Origin of the sequence: Pseudomonas sp. NPDC088890, from assembly GCF_044900155.1 — a bacterium.
Taxonomy (GTDB): Bacteria; Pseudomonadota; Gammaproteobacteria; order Pseudomonadales; family Pseudomonadaceae; genus Aquipseudomonas; species Aquipseudomonas urmiensis.
In genome coordinates this window covers 386,311-410,702 of the sequence record NZ_JBJDNG010000002.1, presented here as the reverse complement: position 1 = coordinate 410,702, position 24,392 = coordinate 386,311, and the positions used below count along the sequence as shown (strand labels likewise).

26 protein-coding genes are annotated in these 24,392 nt (G+C 64.8%); 12 read left to right on the top strand and 14 right to left on the bottom strand.

The annotated features are described in order from the left end of the window. Positions 1 to 2 precede the first annotated feature (2 nt). Both imuA and lexA read right to left on the bottom strand, forming a co-directional pair. On the bottom strand, positions 3 to 620 hold the full coding sequence (gene imuA / locus ACI2JX_RS06775; protein ID WP_368971241.1) for a translesion DNA synthesis-associated protein ImuA: 618 nt from the start codon (positions 618 to 620) through the stop codon (positions 3 to 5). Further along, positions 620 to 1,237, bottom strand: coding sequence for a transcriptional repressor LexA (gene lexA / locus ACI2JX_RS06770; protein ID WP_186553457.1), 618 nt, complete (start codon positions 1,235 to 1,237; stop codon positions 620 to 622). Before lexA ends, imuA begins: the two co-directional genes overlap by 1 nt. 93 nt (positions 1,238 to 1,330) lie before the next feature. Between lexA and ACI2JX_RS06765 the strand changes: the two genes are divergently transcribed. Together ACI2JX_RS06765 and ACI2JX_RS06760 are read left to right on the top strand one after the other, a co-directional pair. Continuing rightward, positions 1,331 to 1,990: an HAD family hydrolase gene (locus ACI2JX_RS06765; protein WP_368971242.1), complete on the top strand. Its 660-nt coding sequence runs from the start codon at positions 1,331 to 1,333 to the stop codon at positions 1,988 to 1,990. Positions 1,991 to 2,208: 218 nt separating this feature from the next. Beyond that, positions 2,209 to 2,937 carry a DUF899 domain-containing protein gene (locus tag ACI2JX_RS06760; RefSeq protein ID WP_368971243.1) on the top strand — a complete coding sequence of 243 codons (729 nt, stop codon included), beginning with the start codon at positions 2,209 to 2,211 and terminating at the stop codon, positions 2,935 to 2,937. A gap of 1 nt (position 2,938) precedes the next feature. On the opposite strand, the gene ACI2JX_RS06755 is transcribed toward ACI2JX_RS06760, so the two are convergent. After that, entirely contained in the window at positions 2,939 to 3,691 is a 753-nt protein-coding gene (locus ACI2JX_RS06755) for an anti-sigma factor family protein (protein ID WP_404689702.1), read from the bottom strand. Next, positions 3,688 to 4,209, bottom strand: coding sequence for a sigma-70 family RNA polymerase sigma factor (locus ACI2JX_RS06750; protein WP_404689701.1), 522 nt, complete (start codon positions 4,207 to 4,209; stop codon positions 3,688 to 3,690). The genes ACI2JX_RS06755 and ACI2JX_RS06750 overlap by 4 nt, the downstream gene beginning before the upstream one ends. Before the next feature lie 125 nt (positions 4,210 to 4,334). On the opposite strand from ACI2JX_RS06750, the gene ACI2JX_RS06745 reads away from it, so the two are divergent. The 6 genes from ACI2JX_RS06745 to ACI2JX_RS06720 all read left to right on the top strand — a co-directional run bounded on the left by ACI2JX_RS06745 (position 4,335) and on the right by ACI2JX_RS06720 (position 9,543). Next, positions 4,335 to 5,387, top strand: a complete 1,053-nt coding sequence (locus ACI2JX_RS06745; protein WP_404689700.1) for a catalase family peroxidase — start codon at positions 4,335 to 4,337, stop codon at positions 5,385 to 5,387. Beyond that, positions 5,384 to 5,917: a cytochrome b gene (locus ACI2JX_RS06740; RefSeq protein WP_404689699.1), complete on the top strand. Its 534-nt coding sequence runs from the start codon at positions 5,384 to 5,386 to the stop codon at positions 5,915 to 5,917. Before ACI2JX_RS06745 ends, ACI2JX_RS06740 begins: the two co-directional genes overlap by 4 nt. 86 nt (positions 5,918 to 6,003) lie before the next feature. Continuing rightward, positions 6,004 to 7,209, top strand: a complete 1,206-nt coding sequence (locus ACI2JX_RS06735; protein ID WP_404689698.1) for an MFS transporter — start codon at positions 6,004 to 6,006, stop codon at positions 7,207 to 7,209. A 108-nt stretch (positions 7,210 to 7,317) separates the two neighbouring features. Further along, complete coding sequence (locus ACI2JX_RS06730) at positions 7,318 to 7,863, top strand: cupin domain-containing protein (protein ID WP_186553465.1); 546 nt, start codon at positions 7,318 to 7,320, stop codon at positions 7,861 to 7,863. A gap of 8 nt (positions 7,864 to 7,871) precedes the next feature. Further along, positions 7,872 to 8,165 carry a hypothetical protein gene (locus ACI2JX_RS06725; RefSeq protein ID WP_264234430.1) on the top strand — a complete coding sequence of 98 codons (294 nt, stop codon included), beginning with the start codon at positions 7,872 to 7,874 and terminating at the stop codon, positions 8,163 to 8,165. Between the two features lie 145 nt (positions 8,166 to 8,310). Further along, positions 8,311 to 9,543 carry a DUF1835 domain-containing protein gene (locus tag ACI2JX_RS06720; RefSeq protein ID WP_404689697.1) on the top strand — a complete coding sequence of 411 codons (1,233 nt, stop codon included), beginning with the start codon at positions 8,311 to 8,313 and terminating at the stop codon, positions 9,541 to 9,543. A 139-nt stretch (positions 9,544 to 9,682) separates the two neighbouring features. On the opposite strand, the gene ACI2JX_RS06715 is transcribed toward ACI2JX_RS06720, so the two are convergent. Together ACI2JX_RS06715 and ACI2JX_RS06710 are read right to left on the bottom strand one after the other, a co-directional pair. Further along, positions 9,683 to 10,273: a 2-hydroxychromene-2-carboxylate isomerase gene (locus ACI2JX_RS06715; protein WP_368971248.1), complete on the bottom strand. Its 591-nt coding sequence runs from the start codon at positions 10,271 to 10,273 to the stop codon at positions 9,683 to 9,685. Between the two features lie 27 nt (positions 10,274 to 10,300). Beyond that, positions 10,301 to 11,032: an SDR family oxidoreductase gene (locus ACI2JX_RS06710; protein ID WP_404689696.1), complete on the bottom strand. Its 732-nt coding sequence runs from the start codon at positions 11,030 to 11,032 to the stop codon at positions 10,301 to 10,303. Between the two features lie 89 nt (positions 11,033 to 11,121). Here ACI2JX_RS06710 and ACI2JX_RS06705 point away from each other — a divergent pair, with 89 nt between their 5' ends. Both ACI2JX_RS06705 and ACI2JX_RS06700 read left to right on the top strand, forming a co-directional pair. After that, complete coding sequence (locus tag ACI2JX_RS06705; RefSeq protein WP_186553470.1) at positions 11,122 to 11,685, top strand: TetR/AcrR family transcriptional regulator; 564 nt, start codon at positions 11,122 to 11,124, stop codon at positions 11,683 to 11,685. Continuing rightward, the gene (locus ACI2JX_RS06700) at positions 11,672 to 12,265 is read left to right on the top strand and encodes a DUF4157 domain-containing protein (protein WP_404689695.1); all 594 of its coding nucleotides are present in this window, start codon (positions 11,672 to 11,674) and stop codon (positions 12,263 to 12,265) included. Before ACI2JX_RS06705 ends, ACI2JX_RS06700 begins: the two co-directional genes overlap by 14 nt. A gap of 24 nt (positions 12,266 to 12,289) precedes the next feature. Here the strand turns inward: ACI2JX_RS06700 and ACI2JX_RS06695 are convergent, their stop codons facing one another. The 6 genes from ACI2JX_RS06695 to ACI2JX_RS06670 form a co-directional block, all read right to left on the bottom strand. Then, complete coding sequence (locus tag ACI2JX_RS06695) at positions 12,290 to 13,612, bottom strand: LLM class flavin-dependent oxidoreductase (protein WP_404689694.1); 1,323 nt, start codon at positions 13,610 to 13,612, stop codon at positions 12,290 to 12,292. Between the two features lie 20 nt (positions 13,613 to 13,632). Next, complete coding sequence (locus tag ACI2JX_RS06690) at positions 13,633 to 14,595, bottom strand: Bug family tripartite tricarboxylate transporter substrate binding protein (RefSeq protein WP_404689693.1); 963 nt, start codon at positions 14,593 to 14,595, stop codon at positions 13,633 to 13,635. A 148-nt stretch (positions 14,596 to 14,743) separates the two neighbouring features. Next, positions 14,744 to 16,246 (bottom strand): tripartite tricarboxylate transporter permease, encoded by a 1,503-nt coding sequence (locus ACI2JX_RS06685; protein WP_264234423.1) that lies wholly within the window; start codon positions 16,244 to 16,246, stop codon positions 14,744 to 14,746. Between the two features lie 9 nt (positions 16,247 to 16,255). Next, positions 16,256 to 16,723, bottom strand: a complete 468-nt coding sequence (locus tag ACI2JX_RS06680; RefSeq protein ID WP_264234422.1) for a tripartite tricarboxylate transporter TctB family protein — start codon at positions 16,721 to 16,723, stop codon at positions 16,256 to 16,258. Continuing rightward, positions 16,720 to 17,676: an ABC transporter substrate-binding protein gene (locus ACI2JX_RS06675; RefSeq protein WP_404689692.1), complete on the bottom strand. Its 957-nt coding sequence runs from the start codon at positions 17,674 to 17,676 to the stop codon at positions 16,720 to 16,722. The genes ACI2JX_RS06680 and ACI2JX_RS06675 overlap by 4 nt, the downstream gene beginning before the upstream one ends. 81 nt (positions 17,677 to 17,757) lie before the next feature. Beyond that, complete coding sequence (locus ACI2JX_RS06670) at positions 17,758 to 18,828, bottom strand: LLM class flavin-dependent oxidoreductase (RefSeq protein ID WP_264234420.1); 1,071 nt, start codon at positions 18,826 to 18,828, stop codon at positions 17,758 to 17,760. 259 nt (positions 18,829 to 19,087) lie between these two features. On the opposite strand from ACI2JX_RS06670, the gene ACI2JX_RS06665 reads away from it, so the two are divergent. Next, positions 19,088 to 19,696, top strand: coding sequence for a cysteine dioxygenase (locus tag ACI2JX_RS06665; RefSeq protein WP_264234419.1), 609 nt, complete (start codon positions 19,088 to 19,090; stop codon positions 19,694 to 19,696). Further along, on the top strand, positions 19,693 to 21,282 hold the full coding sequence (locus tag ACI2JX_RS06660) for a rhodanese-related sulfurtransferase (protein ID WP_404689691.1): 1,590 nt from the start codon (positions 19,693 to 19,695) through the stop codon (positions 21,280 to 21,282). The genes ACI2JX_RS06665 and ACI2JX_RS06660 overlap by 4 nt, the downstream gene beginning before the upstream one ends. A 33-nt stretch (positions 21,283 to 21,315) precedes the next feature. On the opposite strand, the gene sodC is transcribed toward ACI2JX_RS06660, so the two are convergent. Both sodC and ACI2JX_RS06650 read right to left on the bottom strand, forming a co-directional pair. Then, the gene (gene sodC / locus ACI2JX_RS06655) at positions 21,316 to 21,831 is read right to left on the bottom strand and encodes a superoxide dismutase [Cu-Zn] SodC (protein WP_264234417.1); all 516 of its coding nucleotides are present in this window, start codon (positions 21,829 to 21,831) and stop codon (positions 21,316 to 21,318) included. A gap of 126 nt (positions 21,832 to 21,957) precedes the next feature. Continuing rightward, positions 21,958 to 24,354, bottom strand: a complete 2,397-nt coding sequence (locus ACI2JX_RS06650) for a TonB-dependent siderophore receptor (protein WP_404689690.1) — start codon at positions 24,352 to 24,354, stop codon at positions 21,958 to 21,960. Between the last annotated feature and the right edge of the window lie 38 nt (positions 24,355 to 24,392).

Sequence of the window (24,392 nt, the reverse complement as noted above, 5' to 3'; positions counted from 1 at the left end):
CCTCACCGGCCTGAGCAGGCGATGGGCGCAGCAGGCGGCATGCCACCCCGGCACTTGAGCACCCGCCATTGGGCCGGACGGGTATCGATCGCGAGGCGCAACGCCGCAGGTGAAGGGTTGTGCGCAGCCTGCTGCGGTCGGCAGGCAAAGGCCAGCGCCTGGCCGGTCTCGGCGGCCACCTGCAAACGGCGCAAGGCCCGGTCATCGGCACGCTCCGGCCAGCACAGCACCGCAGCGCAACTGCCGGAGCGCAAACATTGCTCGGCAGCCCACAACGCGTCTGCGGGCTCAGCTTCGATCTGCACCAACCAGCGCAAATCGACCCCCGCCGCTTGCCAGGCAGGTGGGTAAGGGATGAACGGCGGCGCTACCAGCACCACCCGGCCACCTTCAGCAGTCAACCGCGCCAGGCTTGGCCATAACAACTGCAGCTCACCACAGCCGGGGCTGGCCAGCAGCAACTCACTCAGCGCCGAAGCAGGCCAACCGCCTTCCGGCAGCCGCTGGTCCAGGCTCATATGCCCGGTCGGTTGCAGGCCGAGCGGGCGTGCCTGGGTTTGCCGACCACGCCAGATCCGCCGCTGATCGAGCAAGCCGTCCAGATCGACTACCGCGCCCATCAGTCACGCCTCAACAGGCCGCAGAACACACCTTCGATAACCAACTCACGCTCAGGCCCTACCTCGATCGGAGCGTACGCCGGGTTACGCGGCAGCAACCGATAACCGCCGGGCGTACGTTGCAGACGCTTGATGGTCACCTCGCCGTCCAGCCGGGCGACGACGATCTGCCCATCGCGGGCCTCGCCTTGTTGGCGGATGCCGACCAGGTCGCCATCGAAGATGCCGTCATCGATCATCGACTCTCCGCGCACCTTGAGCAGGTAATCGGGGGTGCGACGGAACAGGCTGGGGTCGAGCAGCAGTTGTTCGTGGATGTCCAGGTCAGGGCCGATCGGCGCACCGGCGGCCACTTGGCCGAGCACGGGCAGTTCGAGGATTTCCGGGCGGCGCAACGGCTCGGCCAGGCGAATGCCACGCGCCTGGTTGGGCGTGACGTCGATGTATCCAGCCTGGCACAGGGCGGTGATGTGCTTGCGCGCCACGCTGCGCGAGGCAAAACCGAAGCGCTCGGCGATATCGGCCAGGCTCGGCGGTTGGCCGTGATCGGTGATGCGTTCACGGATGAAGGCCAGGATGGCGCGGCGTTTGGGGGTCATAGTGTCCATGGAGCACATTTGTACTCTTTTTATAGAACACTGAACAGCCCCCTTCGTCGTCGGCTTTGGCTATGATGCTCAGGATTAAACGTTTAAGCCCTTGGAAGCCCCATGCTCAAAGCCCTGCTGTTCGACCTCGATGGCACCCTCACCGATACCGACACCTTGCACCTGCAAGCCTTCCGCCAGCTGTTGCACGAGTACGACGGGCGCCAGCTGAGCCAGGCCCAGTTCGCTGCCCAGGTCAGTGGACGAGCCAATGGCGCGCTGTTCAAGGAGTTGTTTCCACAGGCCACGAGCCAGCAGTGCCAGGCACTTGCCGACCGCAAGGAAGCCTTGTTCCGCGAGATGTCGCCGCAGTTGCAACCGCTGCCAGGCCTGTTGCGCCTGCTCGCACATGCCCAGGCGCAGCACATCGGCATGTGCGTGGTGACCAATGCACCACGCCTGAACGCTGAGCACATGCTCAATGCCATGGGTTTGGGCGAGCGCTTCGAGCATGTGCTGGTGGCCGAGGAGCTGGCCCGACCCAAGCCTGATCCGCTGCCCTACCTCACTGGCCTGCAGCAGCTCAATGCCAGTGCCAGCCAAGCGTTGGCGTTCGAAGATTCCCTGCCCGGCGTACAGGCTGCCAGCGGCGCCGGGATCTTTACCGTGGGCATTGCCACCACGCAGACCCAAGAGCGCTTGCTGGCTGCTGGGGCGCAATTGGTGATCGACGATTTCAATGATCCGCGGCTTTGGGCGTTGATTGAATCCATGCATCCTTGAACATTGAACTCACAATCGCGATTGCAATTTGTCACCCTGCCCCAGGATTACCCAGCCAAATCACATAGGCCCATGTGGGGGCCGGCGGCGCTCGATCTCGACGGCGTTTTCGGGCGCCGCCACTCCAATACCCGTCCGTCGCTTACCCAATCCCAACCTGTCGAATCCCCCGCTCGCCGCTCGACCAGTGCTGAACCCCACAGCCTGGAGCCCACGCCATGAGCAACTCCGATCCCAAGCACGAGGTGGTCTCGCGCAGCCAATGGCTCGCCGCGCGCCGTCAACTGTGGCTGCATGAGAAGGCCTTCACCCACCAACGCGATGAACTCAGTGCCGCCCGCCAGGCCCTGCCCTGGGTAAAGCTTGAGCACGACTATCGCTTCCATGGCCCTGAGGGCGAAGTCGATCTGGCCGCGCTGTTCGGCGGGCGCAGCCAGTTGCTGCTGTACCATTTCATGTTCGTTGAAGGCTGGAGCGAAGGCTGCCCTGGCTGTTCATTCCTTGCCGATCACTTCGACGGTGCCAACCTGCACCTGGCCCACCACGATGTGGCGCTGGTCGCGGTGTCTCGGGCGCCCTACCCCGAGTTCCAGGCGTTTCGCAGGCGCATGGGCTGGCAATTCCCCTGGTACTCTTCGCACGGCAGCAGCTTCAATCGCGACTTTGCGGTCAGTGTCGCCACCGATGGCAGCGAGCAGTACAACTATGAACCCTACCAGGGCGATGAGAGCGAGCTGCCTGGCCTGAGCGCGTTCTACCGGGCGGCTGATGGCCAGCTGTATCACACCTACTCGACCTACGCCCGTGGGCTGGACATCCTGGTCGGGGCGTACAACTTCCTCGACCTGGCCCCGCTAGGACGTAATGAAGGCGGGACGATGGACTGGGTGCGTCACCATGATCGCTATGAGCAGCAGCCGGTTAAGCCGCACTGCTGCCATGACTGAATCACAAACTCACACCCAACACCTGGCGCAGCGACTCGCTGCGGTGATCGTCCGCCGCACTGACCAAGGCGAAGTTATAGGCACCATGCGACCAATAACGCGCCTCCAGCTGGCCATCGGTGCGCTGGCCGCTGGGCATCTTGTCAAAACGCTCACCGGGCGAGCGCAGGAACAGACTGATGCGCTCGCCCTGGCGGTCCTGGAACACCAATAGCGCCGCAGGACCCTGCTCGTTGCTCAAAAGCCGCGCGCCCACCGGCTGAAAGCCATAGCCTGCCAAGTCCGGTAACTGGCCAACGCGGTTGAAGTGCCGGCCCAGCCACGCCTGCAACTGGGCCGGATCGCTGGCCTGGATGTCCAAGGCGCTGGTGCCGACGAACAAGCGGTGGGCCTGTACCGCATCGGCCATCGGCAGGTCACCGGCAACCAGCGTGGCCTGGCGCGCCTGCCAGCCCCCCAGCCCACCTACCCCGAGCGCCAGCAGCAGCACCGCGGCACTGGCCAGCCGGCGTTGACGGCGCTGACGTAAACGCCGTCGTACCTGAGCAAGATCCAGGTGCGGCCCTGGCGCCAACTCGCCTATCCCCGCCAAGGCTGCCCGCAAGCGGCGGGCGTCACTGCGCCAGGCTTCGATCCGCGCAGCCTCGTGTGGATTGGCCGCCAGCCACGCCTGCACTGCTGCCCGACGGGCAGGCTCCAGGCGCTCGTCGACGTAGGCATGCAACTCGTCCTCGGTGGGGATCAGGCGTGTCATTTGAGTCTCCGCAAGGCCGGGGGCGTCGGGTTACCCTCGGTCAGGTCACGCAGCGCGGCGCGGGCGCGCGACAAGCGCGACATCACCGTACCGATGGGAATGTTCAGGGCCACGGCGGCCTCTTTGTAGCTCAGCCCCTCGACGCTCACCAGCAACAGCAAGGCGCGCTGCTCGGCTGACAATTGGCCAAAGGCCTGCAGATCGGCCTGGGCGAGGATGATGTCTTCGGTGTTGTCGCCCAGCGGCTCACTGCCCTGCTGCGCCCGGCCGAACCACGCCAGCCAGCGGGCGTGCAGGCGATCACGGCGTTTACCATCGAGAAACAGCCGGTACAGGATGGTGAACAGCCAGGGCCGCAGGGCGTCGGCCTCGCGCTGCTGGCGGCCACGGCTCAGGGCGCGCTCGACCGTGGCCTGGACCAGGTCGTCGGCGCTGGCCGATTCGCGGGTCAGCCACAAGGCGAAGCGGCGCAGACGCCGGAGCAGCTCGCGCCACTGATGTTCGTCCAGATCGTGCATGGTGAGGTCCCGGCCCATGGGCTGTCAGTGTAAGGGGCAGACGCTTTGCGACGAAATCTATTCCCAAGCCGGTGGAATAAATTTCCCCCTGCTACGTCGTACCGGCACATTCACCCACTCGGACCTTGCACATGCACACACCCCTGAGCGGCCCCGCCAAGGCCTGGCGCCTGGCCGGCATTGGCGCCGGCCTGCTGGCCGTGAGCGCAGGCTTTGCCTACGCCGCTGGCTGGATCGGTAGCCCCGCGCTAACCCCGCAACGCATCATCGACACCTTCGAAGCCCAGGCCGGACATCATCCGGGTTATCGCAAGAACCACGCCAAGGGCGTGTGCGTCAGCGGCTATTTCCAGAGCAGCGGCCAGGCCGCATCGCTGTCCAGCGCGCGGGTATTCGCCCAGCCGCGAGTGCCGGTGATCGGCCGCTTTGCCATTGGCGGCGCCAACCCCTACACCCCCGATACCGGGGTGCCGGTGCGTAGCCTGGCGCTACAGTTTTCCAGCGATGATGGCCAGGTGTGGCGCACCGGCATGAACAATCCGCCAGTGTTGGCAGTAAGTACTCCCGAAGCCTTTTATGAGCAGGTCTTGGCCATGACCCCCGACCCTGCCACGCGCAAGCCCGATCCTGCGCGGATGCAGGCATTCTTCGCCGCGCATCCCGAGAGCACGGCGTTTCGCCAGTGGGCGGCTGGATACAAGCCCAGCGACAGTTTCGCCAGCACCCACTATCACAGCATCAATGCCTTTCGCCTGATCGACGCGAACGGCAGGTCGCAGCCGGTGCGCTGGCAGGTCGAGGCGCAGACGCCGTTCGCCGCCCTGCCCGCCCAGGTCGAGGACAACCGCTACCTGCAGCACGACCTTGCCCAGCGCCTGAAGCAAGGCCCGCTGCGCTGGACCTTGCGCCTGGTGCTGGCCGAGCCTGGCGATGCGGTGGACGACCCCGCCCGACCCTGGCCTGCCGAACGGCGCAGTATCGACGCCGGCACCCTGGTCATCGAAACCGTCGATGCCCCCGAACAAGGTGCTTGCCGCGACCTGAACTTCGACCCGCTGATCCTTCCCCATGGCATCGAGCCTTCCGCCGATCCGATCCTGGCCGCTCGCTCTGCCGCGTATTCAGAATCCTTCAATCGGCGCAGCCGCGAATCGCTCGACAGCGGAGCCCGCCCATGAAACCGACCACCTTCCACCCCCTAGCCCGTCTGCTGCATTGGCTGATGGCCGTACTGATCGTGGCCATGCTGTTGATCGGCGTGAGCATGGTCGGCGACCTGTCCTTGCGCCACCCCGTGATGGTCGAGTTGCACAAAGCCACGGGCCTGGCCTTGCTGGGCTTGGTGCTACTGCGCATTGCCCTGCGCCTGACCCTGCCGCACCCACCACTGCCCAGCGATATACCGCCACTCCAGCGCCTGGCCGCCGGCGCTTCGCATCTGCTGCTGTATGCACTGATGCTGGCGATGCCGCTGCTGGGCTGGGCGATGCTCTCGGCCGGCGGCTATCCACGGCCGTTGCAATTGCCAGCGATTGCGCCGCACGACCTGCAGCTGTACGCGATCTTGCGCAGTGCTCACGGCTGGGCCGGCTATCTGTTGTTCGCCACCGTTGTGCTGCACCTGGGCGCGGCGTTGGTGCATGCCCTGGTGCGCCGCGATGGCGTGTTGCGTAGCATGTGGCCAGGACCTGTACGTCGCAGCGAATGAGCGCTGAATGAGCGGCCAGGGTCGACAAATGTAAATAATTATTACTAACATCGGCGCTCATTTCGTCGTATCGCCCTGGACTGCCCATGAATGCCGCAAAGGATCCTGCTTCCCTGAAACCCGTTAGCACCCTGGATTTGCGCCCACTGCTGCTGGTCAACATGGCCTGCACCATGTCGATGATGGCCTTCGTCGCCCTGATCGGCCCGATCGCCCGCCTGCTCGGCCTGGCCACCTGGCAAGCCGGCGCTGCGGTGACTGTGGCCGGGGTGGTCTGGGTGATGCTCGCCCGTCCCTGGGGGCGCGCCGCCGACCGCTATGGCCGGCGCCGCGTGCTGCTGCTGGGTTGTGCTGGTTTTACCCTCGCCTATTGGCTGCTGTGCCTGTTCATCGACGGCGCGCTGCGCTGGCTGCCGGGGGCGTCACTGGCGTTTCTCGGCCTGATGCTGGCCCGCGGCATGATCGGCGCCTTCTACGCCGCCTTGCCAGTAGCCGCTAACGCCCTGGTTGCCGACCATGTCGAACCGCAGCAGCGCGCCCGCGCCATGGCTGCGCTGGGCGCGGCCAATGCCGTCGGCCTGGTGCTCGGCCCTGCCGTGGCGGCGCTGCTGGCCCGGCACAGCCTGAGCATGCCGTTCTGGATCATGTCGCTGCTACCAGCGACGGCGTTTGTGGTGCTGCTGTTCAAGCTCAAGCCCCAGCCGCTGGCGCAGGTCCATGCGCCAAACCCGGTGCGCCTGGCCGACCCACGCCTGCGCCGGCCACTGTTGGTGGCGTTCAGCGCCATGCTCAGCGTAACGGTATCGCAGATCACCGTCGGCTTTTTTGCCCTCGACCGCCTGCAACTGGGTTCGACCCAAGCCGCCCAGGCCGCTGGCATCGCCCTGACCACGGTCGGCGTGGCGCTGATGCTGTCGCAGATCCTCCTGCGCCGGTTGGAGTGGCCGCCGCTGAAGATGATCCGGGTGGGTGCCAGCATCTCAGCCCTGGGCTTCGCGACCGCGGCGCTGGCGGGCAGTGCCGAGTGGCTGTGGGCCTCGTTCTTCATCGCCGCCGCCGGCATGGGCTTTGTCTTCCCGGCGTTCTCGGCGTTGGCCGCCAATGCCATGCACGCCTCTGAACAAGGCGCCACTGCAGGCTCCATTGGCGCCGCCCAAGGCATGGGCGCGGTGATCGGGCCGCTGGCCGGAACCCTGGTCTACGCCCTTGATCCACGCCTGCCGTTCGTCGCCGTGGCGGTGTTGTTACTGCTGGTCGGGCTATGGCCGATGCCCGCTGAGCCGCGCCGCTGAGAAGCACTGCGCGTGACCGCCAAGAGTGTGTTTTAATGCGTCGCTTATTATTTTTTACACCTGTGAAAACACTTTACCTGCACACTCTTTCAGTTAAAAAAGGCGGCTATGGACACGGGGACACGACTCAAACTGGTGCGTGAACGCAACAACCTCTCCCAGCGGGAGCTGGCTCGTCGCAGCGGCCTGACCAACTCGACCATCTCGCAGATCGAGCAGAACCGCGTCAGCCCTTCGGTCAGCTCCCTGAAAAAACTGCTCGAAGGGATCCCCATGTCCCTGGCCGAGTTCTTCAGCTTCGACGAGCCGGTGCGCGAAGAGCGCTTCGTGTTCCGTGGCGGCGAGCAGCCCGACCTGGGCCGTAACGGCCTGCGCATGCTGCTGGTCGGCGCCAGCGTCGAGGGCCGGCAGATGCGCATGCTGCGTGAGCTGTATGCCCCAGGTGCAGACTCGGGCGAGCCGATCGTTCACGCCGAAGGCGAGGAATGTGGCCTGGTGACCCGTGGCACCATCGAGCTGTGGGTCGATGGCCAGGTCAGCGTGCTCAACTCTGGCGATGGCTACTACATCCCCACCACCTTGGCGCACAGCTTCAAGAACATCGGCCAGGACGAGGCCGAGATCATCAGCGCCAACACCCCGGCCAACTTCTGACCCAAGCCATGGATGCGCCGACCAGCCGCGAGGTCTATCAATGCCTGCGTGATGCTGCGCTTGGCGTACAGCCTGTCGACATCCGCGCCCGCCACCTTGGCGGGCAAATCGAGATAGAGAGCGGCGGCTGGCAGTTGACCCTGGTGCTCGACCGCGAAGGGCTTGCCCTTTGCCTGCATTGCCGCAGCCCGCAAGGGGTTGAAGGGGCGGTCGAGCGCTGGCAGCGCTACGGCACCAATCCAGTCGACCTGCTGAGCATCTGGGAGCGCACCCAGATCGAGCGCCTATTAGCCCAGGCTTGAACCGCCGTCGCCAGGCGCTTATAGTCGCCAGCGGCGCACTCCGACGCCTCCCGTCCGCGGAAAGGGCTGCGCCCAGGAACCTGCTTGGAACATCGCCCATGACGACTCCAGCCTGACAGCGGACAAGGCTCGCCAAGGAGTTCGCATGTCTGTTACTACCCAGCCCGACAACGGCCGTCTCAATCTCGAACAACAACGCAAACGTGCCAAAGAGCTGCTGCAGCGCCTGCGCAGTGGCCAGGTCGATGAGCGTCTGCGCAGCCTCGACCCGCAGCGTCCGCCGCGCCTGGCCGATGCCCAATACCTGATCGCGCGCGATCTGGGCTTTGCCAGCTGGCCCAAGCTCAAGGCCCACTGCGACGCCCTCGCCTTTGCCCTCAAGCACCCTGGCTTCGTCGCCAGCGACACCCCCGACACCTGCCATTGGCGCTGCGGCAACGACATCCAGCACAGCCTGCAAGTGGCCGGTTTCAAAGGCCAGTTGCAGATGTACGCCGACCCGCTGTGCATGGGCCCAGTGCCGCAGCTCGATGGCCCCAGCTACCGCGCCGTACGGGCAAACTTCATCAGCCACGCGTTCAATATTGCCCCTGAGCAAACCCGCCAGCGCCAGGAAGCTGAATATGCTGCCCTGGCCCGCTTGAGTCAGCGCATGCCCGGTGTGCTCTGGTGTGAAGCCGACGCCTATGACCAGCTGTTTTTGCTGCGGGTGCTGGCCCAGCTTGAGCAGGTGCCGGAGAACCTCAGCCTGATCGCCATCGACCAGGTGCCCGGGGTGCAGCGTTTCATCGGCATCGGCCAACTGGCGCCCGAAGTGCTGGCTTGGCTGTGGCCCCAGCGCAGGCCAGTGGACGCTGCCATGCTGATATTGGCCCGTGACGCTTGGGCTGCGTATCGCGCCCCCTCACCCCAGGCGTGGGCGGCACTGGCCCATGCTCGCCACGCCGCCCTGCCACTGCTCGGCCCAGCGCTGCTGCGCCAATTGCAGGAATTGCCCGCTATCAGCGACGGGCTGTCGTTGACAGAACGCCTGACCCTGCAGATTCTGCGCGATCACGGACCGATGCCGATGGGCAAGGTGTTTGCGCTACTGATGATGGAGCGCGAGCCGCTGCCGTTTCTCGGTGACATGATGTTCCATGCCTTGCTGCGGCCACTGATCGACGGCCCTCGACCGCTGATTGACCAGGCCGATGCCCAGCTCGCCTGGCCGCAGCGCACCATCAGCCTTACAGCCCTGGGTGAGCAGGTCTTGGCCGGGCAAGCCTATGGCCTGGACCTGATCGACTGCGAGCGCTGGGTGGGCGGTGTGCGGTTGCAGCCCGGTGAAGGCCACTGGGCTTTGGATGAAGCCCTCCAACCGGTTTGGCGCGGCTGATTTGAGTTCAATCAGCAGCGGCCTCTTCGCGGGCAAGCCCGCTCCGACAGGTTCCCCGCTAGCCTACAGATCAGCGCGGACCCTGTGGGAGCGGGCTTGCCCGCGAAGAGGCCGCCACTAACAGATCAGCCCAGACCGCTCACACCAGCGCTTGCTCGACAAAATCCAAGCGATCCTGACCAAAGAACATCTGCCCCTCGACAAAGCAGGTCGGCGCGCCAAACACGCCGCGCGCCACCGCTTCTTCGGTCACCTGCTTGAGCGCCTGTTTGACCTCGACCTGACTGGCCAACGCGCGGAACTGCTGCGGATCGAAGCCAGCGGCGTCCAACGTGGCATCGAGCACCGGCGCATCACCCAGATTGAGCCGCTGCGCCCAGAGCGCCTTGAACAGTACCGCCAGCAGCGCCTCGAATCGCTCAGGTGCATGCAACTGGCTGGCAACCAGCCCACGCATCAAGCCCAGGGTATTGATCGGAAAACCCGGCGGCAGGCCAAACGGCACGCCATAGCGCTCGGCATAACGCTGCAGGTCGACGAACATGTACTTGCCCTTGGCCGGCACCATCACCGGCGAGGCATTGCCGGTTGCCTGGAACACCCCGCCCAGAAGCATTGGCCGATACACCAACTCGGCGCCATGCCGCGCACAGAGTGCCGGCAGCTGGGTCCAGGCCAGATAACTGGCCGGGCTGCCCAGATCGAAGAAAAACTCGACACGTTTGCTCATGCTGCTGTCCTTGTTCGTGAGAAGGTTTTACCAGCGCTCGATCCACGGGCGCAGGTCGAGCTCGAACGTCCAGGCATCACGCGGCTGGGCATGCAGGAACCAGTAGCTGTTGGCGATATGGGCAGGATCGAGGATGCCGTCCTGGTCCTTGAGGGCGTAGCGCTCAGGGAAGTTGTCGCGGATGAACGCGGTGTCGATCGCACCATCCACCACCACGTGGGCGACATGGATATTGCGCGGCCCCAGCTCCCTGGCCATGCTCTGGGCCAGCGCCCGCAAGCCATGCTTGGCCGTCGCGAAGGCGGCAAAACCGGCAGCGCCGCGGGTGCCGGCGGTGGCGCCGGTAAACAGGATAGTGCCGCGCTCGCGGCTGACCATCCGCTTGGCCACCGCCTGGGCGGTGAGGAATCCGGCAAAGCAGGCCATCTCCCAGATCTTGAAGAACTTGCGCGGGGTCTCTTCGAGAATGCTGCACGGCACATTGGCGCCGATATTGAAGACAAACGCTTCGATGGCACCGATATCGCGCTCGATGGTTTCGATCAGCGTCGCCACCTGCTCTTCGTTGCGCGCATCAGAGCTAAACCCATGCGCCTGACCGCCGCTAGCACGGATCTCGTCCACCAAGGGCTGCAGCTTGTCGGCGCTGCGCCGGGTGACACAGGCAATGTAGCCCTCGCGGGCAAAGCGCTTGGCGATCTCGCCGCCCGTGGCATCACCGGCCCCAATCACCAGCACGACTTTTTGTTGTTCTGTCACGCACACCTCCATTGATGAACGATCATTTAGTAAACGAACGCTATGTTATGATCGCCCCCATCGTCAAGCCCGCGCGCTGAGGTTTTCACATGCGCTACTCCACTGAACACAAGCAGCAGACCCGCGAGAAGTTGCTGGCCAGCAGCGGCGCGCTGGCCAAACGCGGCGGCTTTGCCACCACGGGCGTTGCCGGGCTGATGAATGCCATCGGCCTGACCGGCGGCGCCTTCTACAACCACTTTGCCTCCAAGGACGATCTGTTCACCGAAGTGGTGCGCCGCGAGCTGAGCAACAGCCCCCTCGCCCGCCTGGCCGAGCGCGGCGCCGACCGCCAGCGTCTGGCCCGCTGCCTTGAGCAGTACCTGAGCCTGGCCCACTTGCGCGATGCCGAGGGCGGCTGCCCATTGCCACCGCTTGGCGTGGAGATCGCCCGCGCCGAGCTGCCGGTGCGCGAACAAGCCGAGCATTGGCTGGTGGCCCTGCACAGCGCCTGGAGTAGCACCCTGGAAGACCCCGAGCTGGCCTGGGCACTGATCAGCCAATGCGTTGGTGCGCTGGTGGTCGGGCGCATGCTGGCCAGCGCAGAGGTCCAAGGCCAGGTCCTGGAGGCCAGCCGCAGTTTGGTTGGCAGGGCGCTGAATGAAACGCGCTAGCCTGCTGCTGGGCCTGGCCCTGGCGTTGCCCGCCGCAGCCGATAACGCGTGCCCGCCAGGGCAGTACCAGGTGTGCCTGATGGGCTGTTTCTGCGCACCGATCGACCCTGGGCAGGCGGGCCAGATCCTCAAGGATGTCGAGCTGATGACCTCCTCCAGCCTGGTCTTCGCCCTGCGCCAGGCGCGTGATGAAGCCAACGCCCAGGGCACCGAGCCAATCCCGCTGCATATCCGTGCCCAGCTCGAAAGCTGGTACGACTTCGCCGTGCTCGATGCTGCGCGCTTTCGGGTCGGCAATGAACAGCAAATCAGCGCCGCCAATGCCCTGCTGCAAAACCCAGATGTCAACGCGGTGACCCTGATCGACACCATCATTTTTCGCCATGCCGAGGACGCCGACGACAATGTCGCGCTGTGGGCCCATGAGCTCAAGCATGTTCAGCAGTATCAACAATTGGGCGTGGAAGAGTTCGCCCGGCGCTACACGCGCAATTACGACGAGCTGGAGGCGCCGGCCTACAAAGTCGAAGCCGAAGTAGCCAAGGCCTTGCGCGAGCGCCGTTCGGGGCAAGCGCGCTGAGCGCCAGCCCGTCGCAGGCTGACGTCAGCAGGCGCTGAAGCGGGGAATCGCAAGCCCCAGGCTCTCGCGCAGGGTCGTTCCTTCATAGGCCGTTCGGTACACCCCACGCTCTTGCAGCAATGGCACCACCTCCTGGGTAAAGCGGCGCAACTGCTCCGGATGGCCGATGTAGATGTTGAAGCCATCCAACGCCCGCGCCTCGAACCATTCGGTCATCTTCGCCGCCACGCTCTGCGCCGAACCGACGAACGCCCCTGGGCGCAGCTGGCGACCGAACTCGACCGCCTGGCGCAGGCTCAAGCCCTTGTCCCGGGCCTGCTCGGCAATGCGCTTGGCATTGGTGAAAAAGCTGCTGCGCGCGTACTCCAGGCTCTGTTGCGGGAAAGGTGCATCCAGCTCGTACTGGCTGAAGTCGTGCCAGCCGAAATTACGCCCGAACTCCTTGAGCGCCAGTTCGAAGCTGTGATCGAGCTGATGGTAATGCCGCTCGATTTCGCGGGCATGTTCATCGGTGTCGCCAACATAGATTTCCGCGCCGGGCAACACCAGCAGTTGCTCCGGATCGCGCCCCAGACGCTGGGCGCGGGCTTTGACATCGCGATAGAACGCCTGCCCCTGCTCGATGCTCGCGGCGTGGGTGAAGATGACATCGGCCGTGGCCGCCCCCAGCGCCCGCCCCTGTTCGGAATCGCCCGCCTGGAAAATCACCGGCTGACCCTGGGGTGAGCGCTGGATGTTCAGCGGCCCCACTACCGAAAAGTGCGTGCCCTTATGATTCAGGGCATGCAGCTTGCTCGGATCGAGAAACTGACCAGTGCGCCGATCACGGGGAAACGCATCGTCCTCGTAGGAGTGCCACAGCCCCTGCACCACCTCGACATGCTCCTGCGCCCGCGCATAGCGGGTGTCGTAGTCATAGTGCTCGTCACGGCCATAGTTGCCTGCCGTGCCGGCATCGCCACTGGTGACCACATTCCAGCCTGCGCGGCCCTTGCTGATCAGGTCCAGCGAGGCCAAGCGCCGGGCGACGTTGTACGGCTCGTTGTAGGAGGTGGTCAGGGTACCGACCAGGCCCAGGTGACGAGTGCTCACCGCCAGCGCCGAGAGCAGGGTCAGCGGCTCCAGGCGGTTGAGGTAATGCGACGGCGAGCCGGGGGTGATGTACTGGCTGTCGACGATGAACATCAGGTCGAACAAGGCCGCTTCGACCTGGCGGGCGATGTCGATGTACCAGTCGATGTTGACGCTGGCATCGGCTGGCAGCTCAGGGTCGAGCCAGAGGTTGTGCCGGCCTGGGCCGCCACAACCCATGGTCAGGGCACCCAATTTGATCTGTCGGTTGCGCATGGCTGATCGGCTCCTGATGCTTATTCGATATGAACCTGGGCGGTGCGGATCACCTCGCCCCAGCGCGCCTTGTCGGCGGCGATCACTTGGGCAAAACCGGCCGGGCTGCTGCGCTCGACGCTGATGCCCTGCTGGCCGAAGCGCTCGGCGGTTTCTGGCTTGTCGGCGATCACCTCGATGGCATTGTTCAGGCGTTCGACCAGTTCCGGCTCGGCGCCTTTGGGCAGGACGATGCCGAACCAGCCGGAAGCGACGAAGCCCGGTAGGCCGACTTCGTTGGCACTGGGTACCGAGGGCAGCAGCGGTGAGCGCTCGGCACTGGTCAGCACCAGGCCCTTGAGCTTGCCAGCCTGGATCTGTGGGGCGAGCACGGTCAGGGTGTCGACGGCGACATCCACTTCACCACCGAGCAACCCGGTCACGGCCGGAGCACTGCCTTTGTACGGCACGTGCAGCAGGTCGACCCCGGCCAGGTTCTTCAGCAGTTCGCCAGACAGGTGGCAGAGCGTGCCATTGCCGCAGGAGGAATAACTCAGCGCGCCGGGCTTGGCCTTGGCCTGGTCGATCAGCGCCTGCAGGCTGTCGACCTTGGTTTTGGGCCCTACCGCGACCACGTTGGGCACCGAGGCCAACACGGCCACTGGAGTGAAGTCCTTGATCGGGTCGTAACGTACTGCCTGCAAGTTGGGCAGGATCGCCAACTGGCCAGCGGTGGCCAGCGACAAGGTGTAGCCATCGGGCTTGGCTTTGGCGACGGCTTCAGCGGCAATCGCGGTGCCGGCGCCGGGCTTGTTGTCGACTACCACCGGTTGGCCTAGGGAAGTCGAGAGCTGTTCGGCGTAGTAGCGGCCAACGGTGTCGGCAGCCCCGCCCGGGGGGAATGGCACGATCAGGGTGAGCGGGCGGCTGGGCCAGTTGTCGGCCTGGGCCAAGGTGGCGGCGCTTAGGGCCAGGGTGGCGAGGATGAGTTTCTTTAAGTTCATGGTTGGCTCATTTTTTTGATCATTTTTTTGATGTGGTTTGATGGTCTGTTACGACCCTTCTGGCGCTATCGCGGGGCAAGCCCGCACCCACACCGCGCTGCTTGCATAGGAAGCGGGCTTGCCCCGCGCTGGCGCCCTAGCAACCCCCTCAGTCCTCACTGAAGGCCACCTTGCGCGTGGCCCGCAGCCGTGGCGACAGCAGCAGCAACACCAACAGCGCCGTGATGACCAGCAGGGTCAGGCTCAAGGGGCGGGTGAAAAACACCGTCGCATCGCCGCGCGACAGCAGCATCGCGCGGCGCAGGTTCTCTTCCAGCAATGGTCCGAGGATGTAGCCCAGCAACAGCGGCGCCGGTTCGCAGCGCAGCTTGATGAACAGATACCCCAGCAGGCCGAAGGCCATGCTCAGCACCACGTCGAACAGGCTGTTGTTGAGGCTGTACACGCCGATGCAGCAGAACAGTAAAATCGCCGGATACAGCAACCGGTACGGCACCCGCAGCAGCCGCACCCAAATGCCCACCAACGGCAGGTTGAGTACCAGCAGCAACAGGTTGCCGATCCACATGCTCACCACCAGCCCCCAGAACAGCTCTGGGCGCTCGTCGATCACTTGCGGGCCGGGAACGATGCCGTGGATCATCATCGCCCCCGCCATCAGCGCCATCACCGCGTTGGAGGGCAGGCCCATCACCAGCATCGGAATGAACGAGGTCTGGGCACCGGCGTTGTTGGCCGACTCTGGCGCGGCGACGCCTTCGATGGCGCCTTGGCCGAAACGCGACGGATCCTTGGCCAGGCGCTTTTCCACCAGGTAGGCAGCGAACGCGCCGAGCATGGCGCCACCCCCCGGCAAGATCCCCAGCAGCGCGCCCAAGCCAGTACCGCGCAGGATCGGCTTCCACGAGCGTCGATAGTCGTCGCGGCTCGGCAACAGGCGGCCAACCGCGGCAACCTGGCTGCTGCCGGCCTGTTCGCGCTCAAGGTTGAAGATGATCTCGGCGATGCCGAACAGGCCCATGGAGATCACCACGAAACTGATGCCGTCAGACAATTGCGGCAGGCCGAAGGTAAAGCGCTCCACTCCCGAATTGACGTCGCTACCCACCAGCCCTAGCAGCAGGCCGAGGATGGTCATGGCCAAGGCCTTGAGCAAATCGCCCTGGGCCAGCACGATGGCCGCGACCAACCCCAGTAGCATCAGCGAGAAGTACTCGGCTGGGCCGAATTTCAAGGCGAAGGCGGCCAACGGCGTGGCCGCCGCCGCCAGCAACAGGATCGCCAGGCTGCCGGCCACGAACGAGCCGATCGCGGCAATCGCCAAGGCCGCCCCGGCCCTGCCCTGACGAGCCATGGCGTGGCCGTCCAGGCACGTCACCACCGACGACGACTCGCCCGGCAGGTTGACCAGAATGGCCGTGGTCGAACCGCCGTACTGGGCGCCGTAGTAGATCCCCGCCAGCATGATCAGCGCCGCTGCGGGGCTCAGGCCATAGGTGATCGGCAGCAACATGGCGATGGTCGCCACCGGCCCCAGGCCCGGCAAAACCCCGACCAGGGTGCCGAGGGTGACGCCAATCAGGCAGTACAGCAGGTTGTTCAGGGTAAAGGCGGCCTCAAAGCCCAGGCCGAGGTGGTTAAGCAGTTCCATATCGGTATCTCAAGTCGGCAGCACGGGCAGGTTCAAGCCCAGGCCGTAGGCGAACACCAGTACGCTGAACGCACCCAGCGCCAGGCCCAGCAGCGCCAGCTCGCCGACACGCGCCTGGCGTCGGGCCAGGCCGCTGAGCACGGTCATCAGCAGCGTTGCCAGGGCCAGGCCCAGGCTTGGCAGCAACCAGGCAAAGGCCAGGATGCTGCCGCTGACCAACAGCCCCGGCCGCCAACTGAAGAGCCGGTCGGCTGCCTGCGCCTCGACGCGCACGGTCAACCCGCGCAGCAGCAGGGCTACGCCCAGCACGCCCAAGACCGCCGATACCAGCAATGGAAAGTAACCTGCGCCCATGCGCATGGCCGAGCCCAGCGGATAATCGCTGGCCAGCACCACGCCGAGCGTGGCGAAGGACAAAAACAGGCCACCGGCGATCACCTCACGGGCGTCGCCAAGCCCCAGGCGCAGGCTGTTCATGGCTTGGCCTGCGCGGTGGCCGGTTGCAGTGCGGCGGCAAACGAGCTGTCAAACAGGTCGGCCGCTGGATAGGCCTTGATCAGCCCAAGGCCTGCGAAGAAGTCCACGGTCTTCTGCGCATCGACGATCACCTGTGGGCTAAGTGGTGCTAGCTCAGTGCGCGCACGGGCGAACCAGACCCGGGCAATATCGCGGTCGGCGCGGGTGCGCTTGGCCCAGGCATCGGCATAGGCTTCGGTGTTGACCGGATCCTTCAAGGTCCAGTCACGGGCCTTTTTCATCCGTTGAAGAAAATCGTTGATCTGCGCCCGCTTGCTGTCGACTGCCTTGGCATTGGCGACCACGAAGCTCTGCGCCGGGATCAGCCCTTCGGCGGTCGCCAGCACCCGCGCGCCCTGGCGCTCCTGCTGGGTGACATAGGGCTCCCAGGTGGCAATCACATCCACCGAGCCGCCATCGAGCGCGTGCGAGGCGTCCAGCGCGCTGAGGTAGCGCAGCTCCAGCGAGTCACGCGGTACGCCGGCTTTGTCCAGCGCGCTGAACAATAGCTGCTGGCTCCACGAACCTTTCCAGATCGCCGCACGTTTGCCGCGCAGGTCTTGCAGGCTGTGGATCGAGGAGTCCTTGCGCGCCAGGATGGCCACCCCGCCAAGGTTCTGCCGGGTCACTGCAATCACTTTGATCGGCGCGCCCAGAGCACCGAGAAACAGCGGCGGCGCATCGCCCAGCAGGCCGATATCGAGGCTGCCGACGTTGAGCGCCTCGGCCACCGGCGAGCCTGCGGTGAACTGCTTCCATTCCAGGGTATACGGCAGGTCGTCGAGCACCCCGGCCGCTTCCATCACGGCGCGGGCATTGAAGCTCTGATCGCCGACGACCAGGGTCTGCGCGGCGGCGCTGACACTCAGGGTGGTGGCCAGCACAGCGGCGGCCCAGGTTTTCAGGTAACGCACGTTCGTCTCCAGGTGCCGCTTGCGACACAGCAGGTGGCGATCCGCGCGTGCGGTCTCGTCGCTATCGATTAGAAGAAGGGTTCAGGCGTTGCGTGCAGCGACTTTGGCGCGGGTCAGCGGAATCAGCTCGCGGCCATATTCCTCGGCATCGGTAAGCGGATCGAAGCCGCGGATCAGGAAGGTGCTGACGCCCAGCTGGTAATAGGCGAGCAAGGCATCAGCCACCTGTTCCGGCGTGCCGACCAGCGCCGTGGAGTTGTGCCCACCCCCGACCAATCCGGCGATGCCGGTCCACAGCCGCTCATCGACCCGATCGCCCTTGGCCACGGTCTCGAGCAGGCGCTGGGCGCCGACGCTCTGCGGTTTGTTGGCAATCACCGGCCCGGCCTGCTCGATGCGCTGGCGCGCCTGGCCAAGGATGGTTTCGGCCTTGGCCCAGGCGGCCTCCTCGGTGGCGGCAATGATCGGCCGGAACGACACGCTGAACTGCACCTCGCGGCCATGCTGCGCAGCCTGCTCGCGCACCGCAGCGATGGTCTCGGCGGTCTGCTCCAGCGACTCGCCCCACAGGGCGAACACATCGGCGTGCTTGCCGGCCACCGCCAGGGCGGCGGAGGACGAGCCGCCGAAGTAGATCGGCAAGTGAGGCTGTTGCAGCGGCTTGATCGCCGAGAAGGCGTTCTGCGCCTGGTAGTGAGTGCCGGCGTGATCGAACGGCGCTTCACTGGTCCAAACCTTGCGCACCACATCGAGGAACTCGTCGGTGCGCGCGTAGCGTTGATCATGCTCCAGGTAGTCGCCATCCTTGCGCTGCTCGACGTCGTTACCACCGCTGATCACATGCACCGCCAAGCGACCATCGAGCAAGTGCTCAAGCGTCGCCAGCTTGCGTGCGGCCAAGGTCGGCGCGACGAACCCTGGGCGATGGGCCAACAGGAAGTGAATACGCGAAGTCGCCTGCCCCGCTAGCGCGGTGACCAAGAAGCCGTCTGGCTGATCCGACCAGTAGCCGACCAGAATGCGGTCAAAGCCGGCCTGCTCGTGGATGCGCGCAGACTGGGTGATGTAGGCCTTGTCGAAGATCGGCCCTTGCGGGGCGAGGATCTCCGAAGACAGCCGATGGCCAATCATGCCGATGAATTGAACGCTCATGGGAAGGACCTTACCTTGGCGAAAGAGAGATATGCTTTTTAAATCTAAATAATCGAATGCTTATAAGTTATCGACTTGCTGTTACCTTGTGAAATTCGTTTTAGGCATAACCTCATGCATTCGACATGCATAGATTTCAGAACAAAATCACCTCGCTGTAAATGCAGTATTTGCATATTAGCTTATGCACATTTTGCATTTTGAGAATATCAAGCGGGTTTGCTAGGGTTACCTTCAACCGTCAGAGCGAGCCTGAACCATGAGCCAACCGTTACGCCTGGAGCGCCTGCGTCAGTTCATCGGCGCCCTCTCCGAGCTGCTCGAACAACACCCCGACGAAGCCACCCTGCTCGACCAGGGCCAAAGCTTGCTGCGCAGCCTGGTCGCCCACGACGACTGGCTGCCCGAGGCGCTGGCCCAGCCTGACCCGGACCGTTACCAGCAATACTTGCTGCATTGCGATTCGCGCCAGCGCTTCTCGGTAGTCAGCTTCGTCTGGGGGCCGGGGCAGCGCACGCCGATCCACGACCATCGGGTTTGGGGGCTGATCGGCATGCTACGCGGCGCCGAGTACTCCCAGGGTTTTGCCCAAAGCGAACAAGGCCCCCTGGTAGCTGTGGGTGCGCCGATTCGCCTGGACCCAGGCCAGGTAGAAGCGGTCTCGCCGCGCATTGGCGACATCCACCAGGTGAGCAATGCCTTCGCCGACCAAGTGTCGATCAGCATCCACGTCTACGGCGCCAACATCGGTGCGGTGCAGCGTGCGGTGTACGCCGTGGACGGCAGCGAGAAAGCCTTCATTTCCGGCTATTGCAATAGCCAACTGCCCAATATCTGGGACCTGTCCAAAGAGAATTTCGCCCCATGAGCACAATCACTACCCGCAGTTACCCTGATATCCGCCGTGCGTTGCTGGCCTTCGAAGAGCTGGCGCTGATCGACGTGCGCGAAGAGGATCCGTTCGCCCAACACCACCCGCTGTTCGCCGCCAACATCCCGCTGTCGAAGCTGGAGCTGGAGATCTACGCCCGCGTGCCGCGCCGCGATACTGCCATTACCCTCTACGACGACGGCGAAGGGCTGGCCGCCATCGCTGCAAAGCGCCTGCGGACGCTCGGCTACAGCGATGTCGCCCTGCTCGAAGGCGGCCTGGCCGGCTGGAGCGAGGCTGGTGGTGAGCTGTTTCGTGACGTCAACGTGCCGAGCAAGGCCTTTGGCGAACTGGTAGAGAGCGTTCGGCACACGCCGTCGCTGGGCGCCGAAGAGGTCCAGGCACTGCTCGATGCCAAGGCCGATGTGGTGGTGCTCGACGCCCGCCGCTTCGATGAGTACCAGACCATGAGCATTCCTGGTGGCATCAGTGTGCCGGGAGCAGAGCTGGTGTTGCGCGTCGCTGAGCTGGCGCCCAACCCCAACACCCAGGTCATCGTCAACTGCGCAGGGCGCACGCGCAGCATCATTGGCACCCAATCCCTGCTCAATGCCGGCATCCCCAACCCGGTAGCCGCCCTGCGCAATGGCACCATCGGCTGGACCCTGGCCGGGCAACAACTGGCCCACGGTCAAGCGCGGCAGTTCAGCGAAGTGAGCGATAGCACCCGCCGCAACGCGGCGCAGCAAGCCCGCCAGGTGGCTGACAAGGCGGGCGTGCTGCGCCTCGACCTGCAGGGCTTGCACAACTGGCAGGCTGGAACCGCGCGCACCACCTACCTGTTCGACGTGCGTACCCCAGAGGAATATGCAGCTGGCCACCTGCCCGGCAGCCGCTCGGTGCCAGGTGGCCAGTTGGTGCAGGAAACCGATCATGTCGCCAGCGTGCGTGGGGCGCGGATCGTGTTGCTCGACGATGACGGCGTGCGCGCCAACATGAGCGCCTCGTGGCTGGCGCAGCTGGGTTGGCAGGTGGCTGTGCTCGATGACCTTCGCCCAGCCGATTTGAGCGAGCGCGGCGATTGGCAAGCGCCCTTGCCTGACCTGCCCCAGGTCAACGAGATTGGCGTCGACCAGCTGGCCAGCTGGCTTGAGCAGCCAGGCACCGTGGTGCTCGACTTCACCACCAGTGCCAACTACGTCAAGCGGCACATCCCCGGCGCCCATTGGGCCATCCGCGCCCAACTGCCGGCAGCGCTGGAGCAACTGCCGGTCGCCGAGCGCTATGTACTGACCTGCGGCAGCAGCCTGCTGGCGCGCTTCGCTGCGGTCGACCTGCAAGCACTGACGCAAAAGCCGGTCTATCTACTCGAAGGCGGCACCGCCCGCTGGATCAGCGCAGGGTTGGCGTTGGAAACCGGCGAAAGCCATCTGGCCGTGCCCCGCACCGATCGCTATCGCCGCCCCTATGAAGGCACCGATAACCCGCGTGAAGCCATGCAGGGCTACTTGGATTGGGAGTTCGGCCTGATCGCGCAACTGGAGCGCGATGGCACCCACGGCTTCCGCGTGCTACAAGCCTGAAAAAAAACGGGCCGCTAATGCGGCCCCTTGCCTTTACTCGACGACACCGCAGGCAACCCGCGCGCCACCTCCACCGAGTTTTTCCGGATGGTCACTATGGTTGTCGCCGCCGGCATGCACCATCAGCGCATGGCCCTTGAAATCGGCAAGCTTCAGTCGCGGCGCCAGCACCGGGTAGGTGGCCTTGCCATCGGCGCCGACATACAGCGCCGGTAGGTCACCGCGATGGCCGCTGTCATCGTACGGCCCCTTGTGCGCATTGGTTGCGTCTGGATCCCAGTGGCCGCCCGCTGCACCTGCGGCAACCGCCTTGCCATTTTCTTCTGCCGGCGCGCAGGAGGCGTTTTGATGCAGGTGAAAGCCATGCACGCCTGGCGGCAGGTCCTTGAGGTCGGGGGTGAGCACCGCGCCATACTTGCTCTGCTCGATGCTCACGGTGCCAATCGACTTACCCGGGCCATCGGCTCCGGCGAGCTTGAGTTCTACGGTTTGTGCCGCCTGGGCCAGGCCTGCGCTGGCGAGCAATGCAGTCATCAACAGGGTTTTCATCAGTCTTCTCCATGGCTGAAATGGCGTTGGGCATGATCGCCGCAAGCGTTAGCAGTGAGACTGCAACGCTGTGCCGCGATTCCATCGAGCTACAGTCTGAAACACTTAACCCATGCGCTGGCTGACTCAGAAGCCGACGGTGGCCGATACCAGCCAGGTCATGGGCGTGGACAGGGTCAGGCCGGTGGCGGTGCCCTCCGGAACGTTGGCCGAGGCCCAGTAGGCCTTGTCCAACACGTTTTCGACGCTGGCGCGCAGGGTCACATCCTTGTCGCCCAACTTGAGCGCATAGCGCGCGCCCAGGTCGTAGCGCTGCCAGGCCTCGGCTTTCTGCTGGTTGGCCGCATCCAGGTACTGGCTGCTGGTGTGGATCGCCCGCGCACTGAGGGTCAGGCCTTGGACGTAGGGCAAATCCCACTCAACGCCCAGGTTGGCATTGACCACGGGCGCACCAATGGCGCGATTGCCGTCGAAGCGGCCCTCAGCGGTGCGGGTCTGTTTGGCGTCGAGCAACATCGCGCCGCCCAACAGCCGCACCCCGGCTAGCGGCTCACCGAACACATTGAGCTCCAGGCCCTGGTTGCGCTGCTCGCCGTCGGCGCGCAGGTTGTTCTGGCTGTCGGTGTAGTAGGACGGCTTGTCGATGCGAAACAGGCTGAGCGTAGCGCCGAAGCTGCCCAGGTCGTACTTGGCGCCGAGCTCGACCTGCTTGCTGCGATAAGGCGCAAATACCTTGCCGTAGTTGGCTGCCGTCTCCGGTGCCTGCTGGCCTTGGGTCAGGCCTTCCATATAGTTGAGGTACAGCGACAGTTGCTCGCTGGTGCGCCAGACCAACCCCAGCGCCGGCGAGGTGGCGCGCTCATCGTAGACCTGGTCTTGTTCGCCAGGCTCGGAGCTGTTCACCTCCACCCGTTGCAGGCGGGCGCCGAGGGTTAGCAGCACGCTATCATCGGCAAAGCTCAAGGTATCGGCCAAGGCCAGGCTGGAAAGCACAGTCTCGGTGTGTGTCGGATTATCGGCGCGGGTCGGCGTGCCCGGCGCGGGCAGGGTCACCGGGTCGAACAGATTGCTCACGCCATTGCGGTAGCGAGCCCCGCTGTTGTCGAAGGTCATGTCGAAGCGATTGAGGCTGAGGTTCACGGTATGGCCCACGGCACCCGTGTTGAACCAGCTGCGCACACCGACAGTGCCGGTGACCACCTCCTCTTCGCGCTGGAAGGTCCTGGGGCTAACGGTGAAGCGCCCGGCATCGTTGACCAACTGCACGGCGTGGCGCAGAAAGTCATAGTCGCCCTTGCGCGCACCCAGCGCGCCGTAGAGCATGAAGTTGTCGTTGACATCGAACTCGCCCCGCAAGGCGCCGAAGGTGTCCTTGGCCCGCGAATAGGTCCATGGCTGGGCGAAGTTACTGTGAACGTCCTCGGCATCCGGCACTTTCACCCCTGCATTCAAGCTGACGCGTTCCATCGTGCCGTCGACATCGCGCTGCTGATGGCCAACATCCAACGACAGCCGGGCTCGCTCCCCGCGAACATCGAAACCGAGCACCGACGCCTCGCGCTCGACGGACTGATGATCCCACTCGGTATCGCCCGCCTGGCGCACGCCGTTGAAACGCAGGCCAAAGCGCTGCTCTGGGCCGAAGCGGCGGCCGATGTCGATATGGCCGCCCCCTTGGCCAGTCGAGGCGTACAGCGCGGTGAACTCGGTCAGCGGCGCGTCGCCGGCGCGCTTGGGTTCGATGTTGACCCCACCGCCGACACTGCCATTGGGCGCCAGGCCACCAAGCAAGGCGCCGGGGCCTTTGAGAATATCGACCCGCTCGACCATCTCCATGTCGATCGAATAGGTCGGCAGCACGCCATACAGGCCACCGTAGGCAACGTCACTGTTGTACAGGCTGAATCCACGCACCGAGAATTGCTCGAAGCGCCCACCAGAGGGGTTGGTGGTGCGCACCGAGGGGTCGTTGGCCACAGCGTCGGCCAGGGTCCTGGCCTGCTGGTTCTGCAGCACCTCGCTGGTGTACGAGGTCATGCTGAACGGGGTTTCCATGAAATCACGCTCGCCCAACATGCCCAGCTTGCCGCGCCGTGAGACCTGCCCGCCGGCATAGGCATCGTCGCCAGCACCCAGGCCCTGGCCATTGATGGTGGTGCTGGGCAGCACATGCGCAGGGTCATCCTGCAGCGCTTCGCGGGCCAGGGTATAGCTGCCCGCACCCGCCGCGACCAGCATCAGGCCCGAGCCGCGCAGCAGTGCATTGAAGCCCTCCTCCACGGCAAACTCGCCCTGCAACCCGGCGCTGCTGCGCCCGGCCACCAGCGCCGGGTCCACCGACAAACTGACCCCGGCCTGGCCGGCAAAGCGGGTCAAGGCATTGCTCAGGCTGCCCGCCGCAATCTGATAACTACGCCGCGGCGCATCCTCTGCCCAGCCTGCGCCAGGCAAGCCGAGGACGAACACGAGACCGGCGCGCAGCAGTTGCGCGTTCAAAGGGCGAAGCATGGGCTTGAGGGACATCCGAAGCGCTCTTGTTGGAGGAGTGATGCCACTGATGA

Excerpts from the sequence above, each read along its gene's own strand:
- imuA (WP_368971241.1), bottom strand. The coding sequence starts at position 620 with ATGGGCGCGGTAGTCGATCTGGACGGCTTGCTCGATCAGCGGCGGATC.
- lexA (WP_186553457.1), bottom strand. The coding sequence starts at position 1,237 with ATGTGCTCCATGGACACTATGACCCCCAAACGCCGCGCCATCCTGGCC.
- ACI2JX_RS06765 (WP_368971242.1), top strand. The coding sequence starts at position 1,331 with ATGCTCAAAGCCCTGCTGTTCGACCTCGATGGCACCCTCACCGATACC.
- ACI2JX_RS06760 (WP_368971243.1), top strand. The coding sequence starts at position 2,209 with ATGAGCAACTCCGATCCCAAGCACGAGGTGGTCTCGCGCAGCCAATGG.
- ACI2JX_RS06755 (WP_404689702.1), bottom strand. The coding sequence starts at position 3,691 with ATGACACGCCTGATCCCCACCGAGGACGAGTTGCATGCCTACGTCGAC.
- ACI2JX_RS06750 (WP_404689701.1), bottom strand. The coding sequence starts at position 4,209 with ATGCACGATCTGGACGAACATCAGTGGCGCGAGCTGCTCCGGCGTCTG.
- ACI2JX_RS06740 (WP_404689699.1), top strand. The coding sequence starts at position 5,384 with ATGAAACCGACCACCTTCCACCCCCTAGCCCGTCTGCTGCATTGGCTG.
- ACI2JX_RS06735 (WP_404689698.1), top strand. The coding sequence starts at position 6,004 with ATGAATGCCGCAAAGGATCCTGCTTCCCTGAAACCCGTTAGCACCCTG.
- ACI2JX_RS06730 (WP_186553465.1), top strand. The coding sequence starts at position 7,318 with ATGGACACGGGGACACGACTCAAACTGGTGCGTGAACGCAACAACCTC.
- ACI2JX_RS06725 (WP_264234430.1), top strand. The coding sequence starts at position 7,872 with ATGGATGCGCCGACCAGCCGCGAGGTCTATCAATGCCTGCGTGATGCT.
- ACI2JX_RS06720 (WP_404689697.1), top strand. The coding sequence starts at position 8,311 with ATGTCTGTTACTACCCAGCCCGACAACGGCCGTCTCAATCTCGAACAA.
- ACI2JX_RS06715 (WP_368971248.1), bottom strand. The coding sequence starts at position 10,273 with ATGAGCAAACGTGTCGAGTTTTTCTTCGATCTGGGCAGCCCGGCCAGT.
- ACI2JX_RS06705 (WP_186553470.1), top strand. The coding sequence starts at position 11,122 with ATGCGCTACTCCACTGAACACAAGCAGCAGACCCGCGAGAAGTTGCTG.
- ACI2JX_RS06700 (WP_404689695.1), top strand. The coding sequence starts at position 11,672 with ATGAAACGCGCTAGCCTGCTGCTGGGCCTGGCCCTGGCGTTGCCCGCC.
- ACI2JX_RS06695 (WP_404689694.1), bottom strand. The coding sequence starts at position 13,612 with ATGCGCAACCGACAGATCAAATTGGGTGCCCTGACCATGGGTTGTGGC.
- ACI2JX_RS06690 (WP_404689693.1), bottom strand. The coding sequence starts at position 14,595 with ATGAACTTAAAGAAACTCATCCTCGCCACCCTGGCCCTAAGCGCCGCC.
- ACI2JX_RS06685 (WP_264234423.1), bottom strand. The coding sequence starts at position 16,246 with ATGGAACTGCTTAACCACCTCGGCCTGGGCTTTGAGGCCGCCTTTACC.
- ACI2JX_RS06680 (WP_264234422.1), bottom strand. The coding sequence starts at position 16,723 with ATGAACAGCCTGCGCCTGGGGCTTGGCGACGCCCGTGAGGTGATCGCC.
- ACI2JX_RS06670 (WP_264234420.1), bottom strand. The coding sequence starts at position 18,828 with ATGAGCGTTCAATTCATCGGCATGATTGGCCATCGGCTGTCTTCGGAG.
- ACI2JX_RS06665 (WP_264234419.1), top strand. The coding sequence starts at position 19,088 with ATGAGCCAACCGTTACGCCTGGAGCGCCTGCGTCAGTTCATCGGCGCC.
- ACI2JX_RS06660 (WP_404689691.1), top strand. The coding sequence starts at position 19,693 with ATGAGCACAATCACTACCCGCAGTTACCCTGATATCCGCCGTGCGTTG.
- sodC (WP_264234417.1), bottom strand. The coding sequence starts at position 21,831 with ATGAAAACCCTGTTGATGACTGCATTGCTCGCCAGCGCAGGCCTGGCC.
- ACI2JX_RS06650 (WP_404689690.1), bottom strand. The coding sequence starts at position 24,354 with ATGTCCCTCAAGCCCATGCTTCGCCCTTTGAACGCGCAACTGCTGCGC.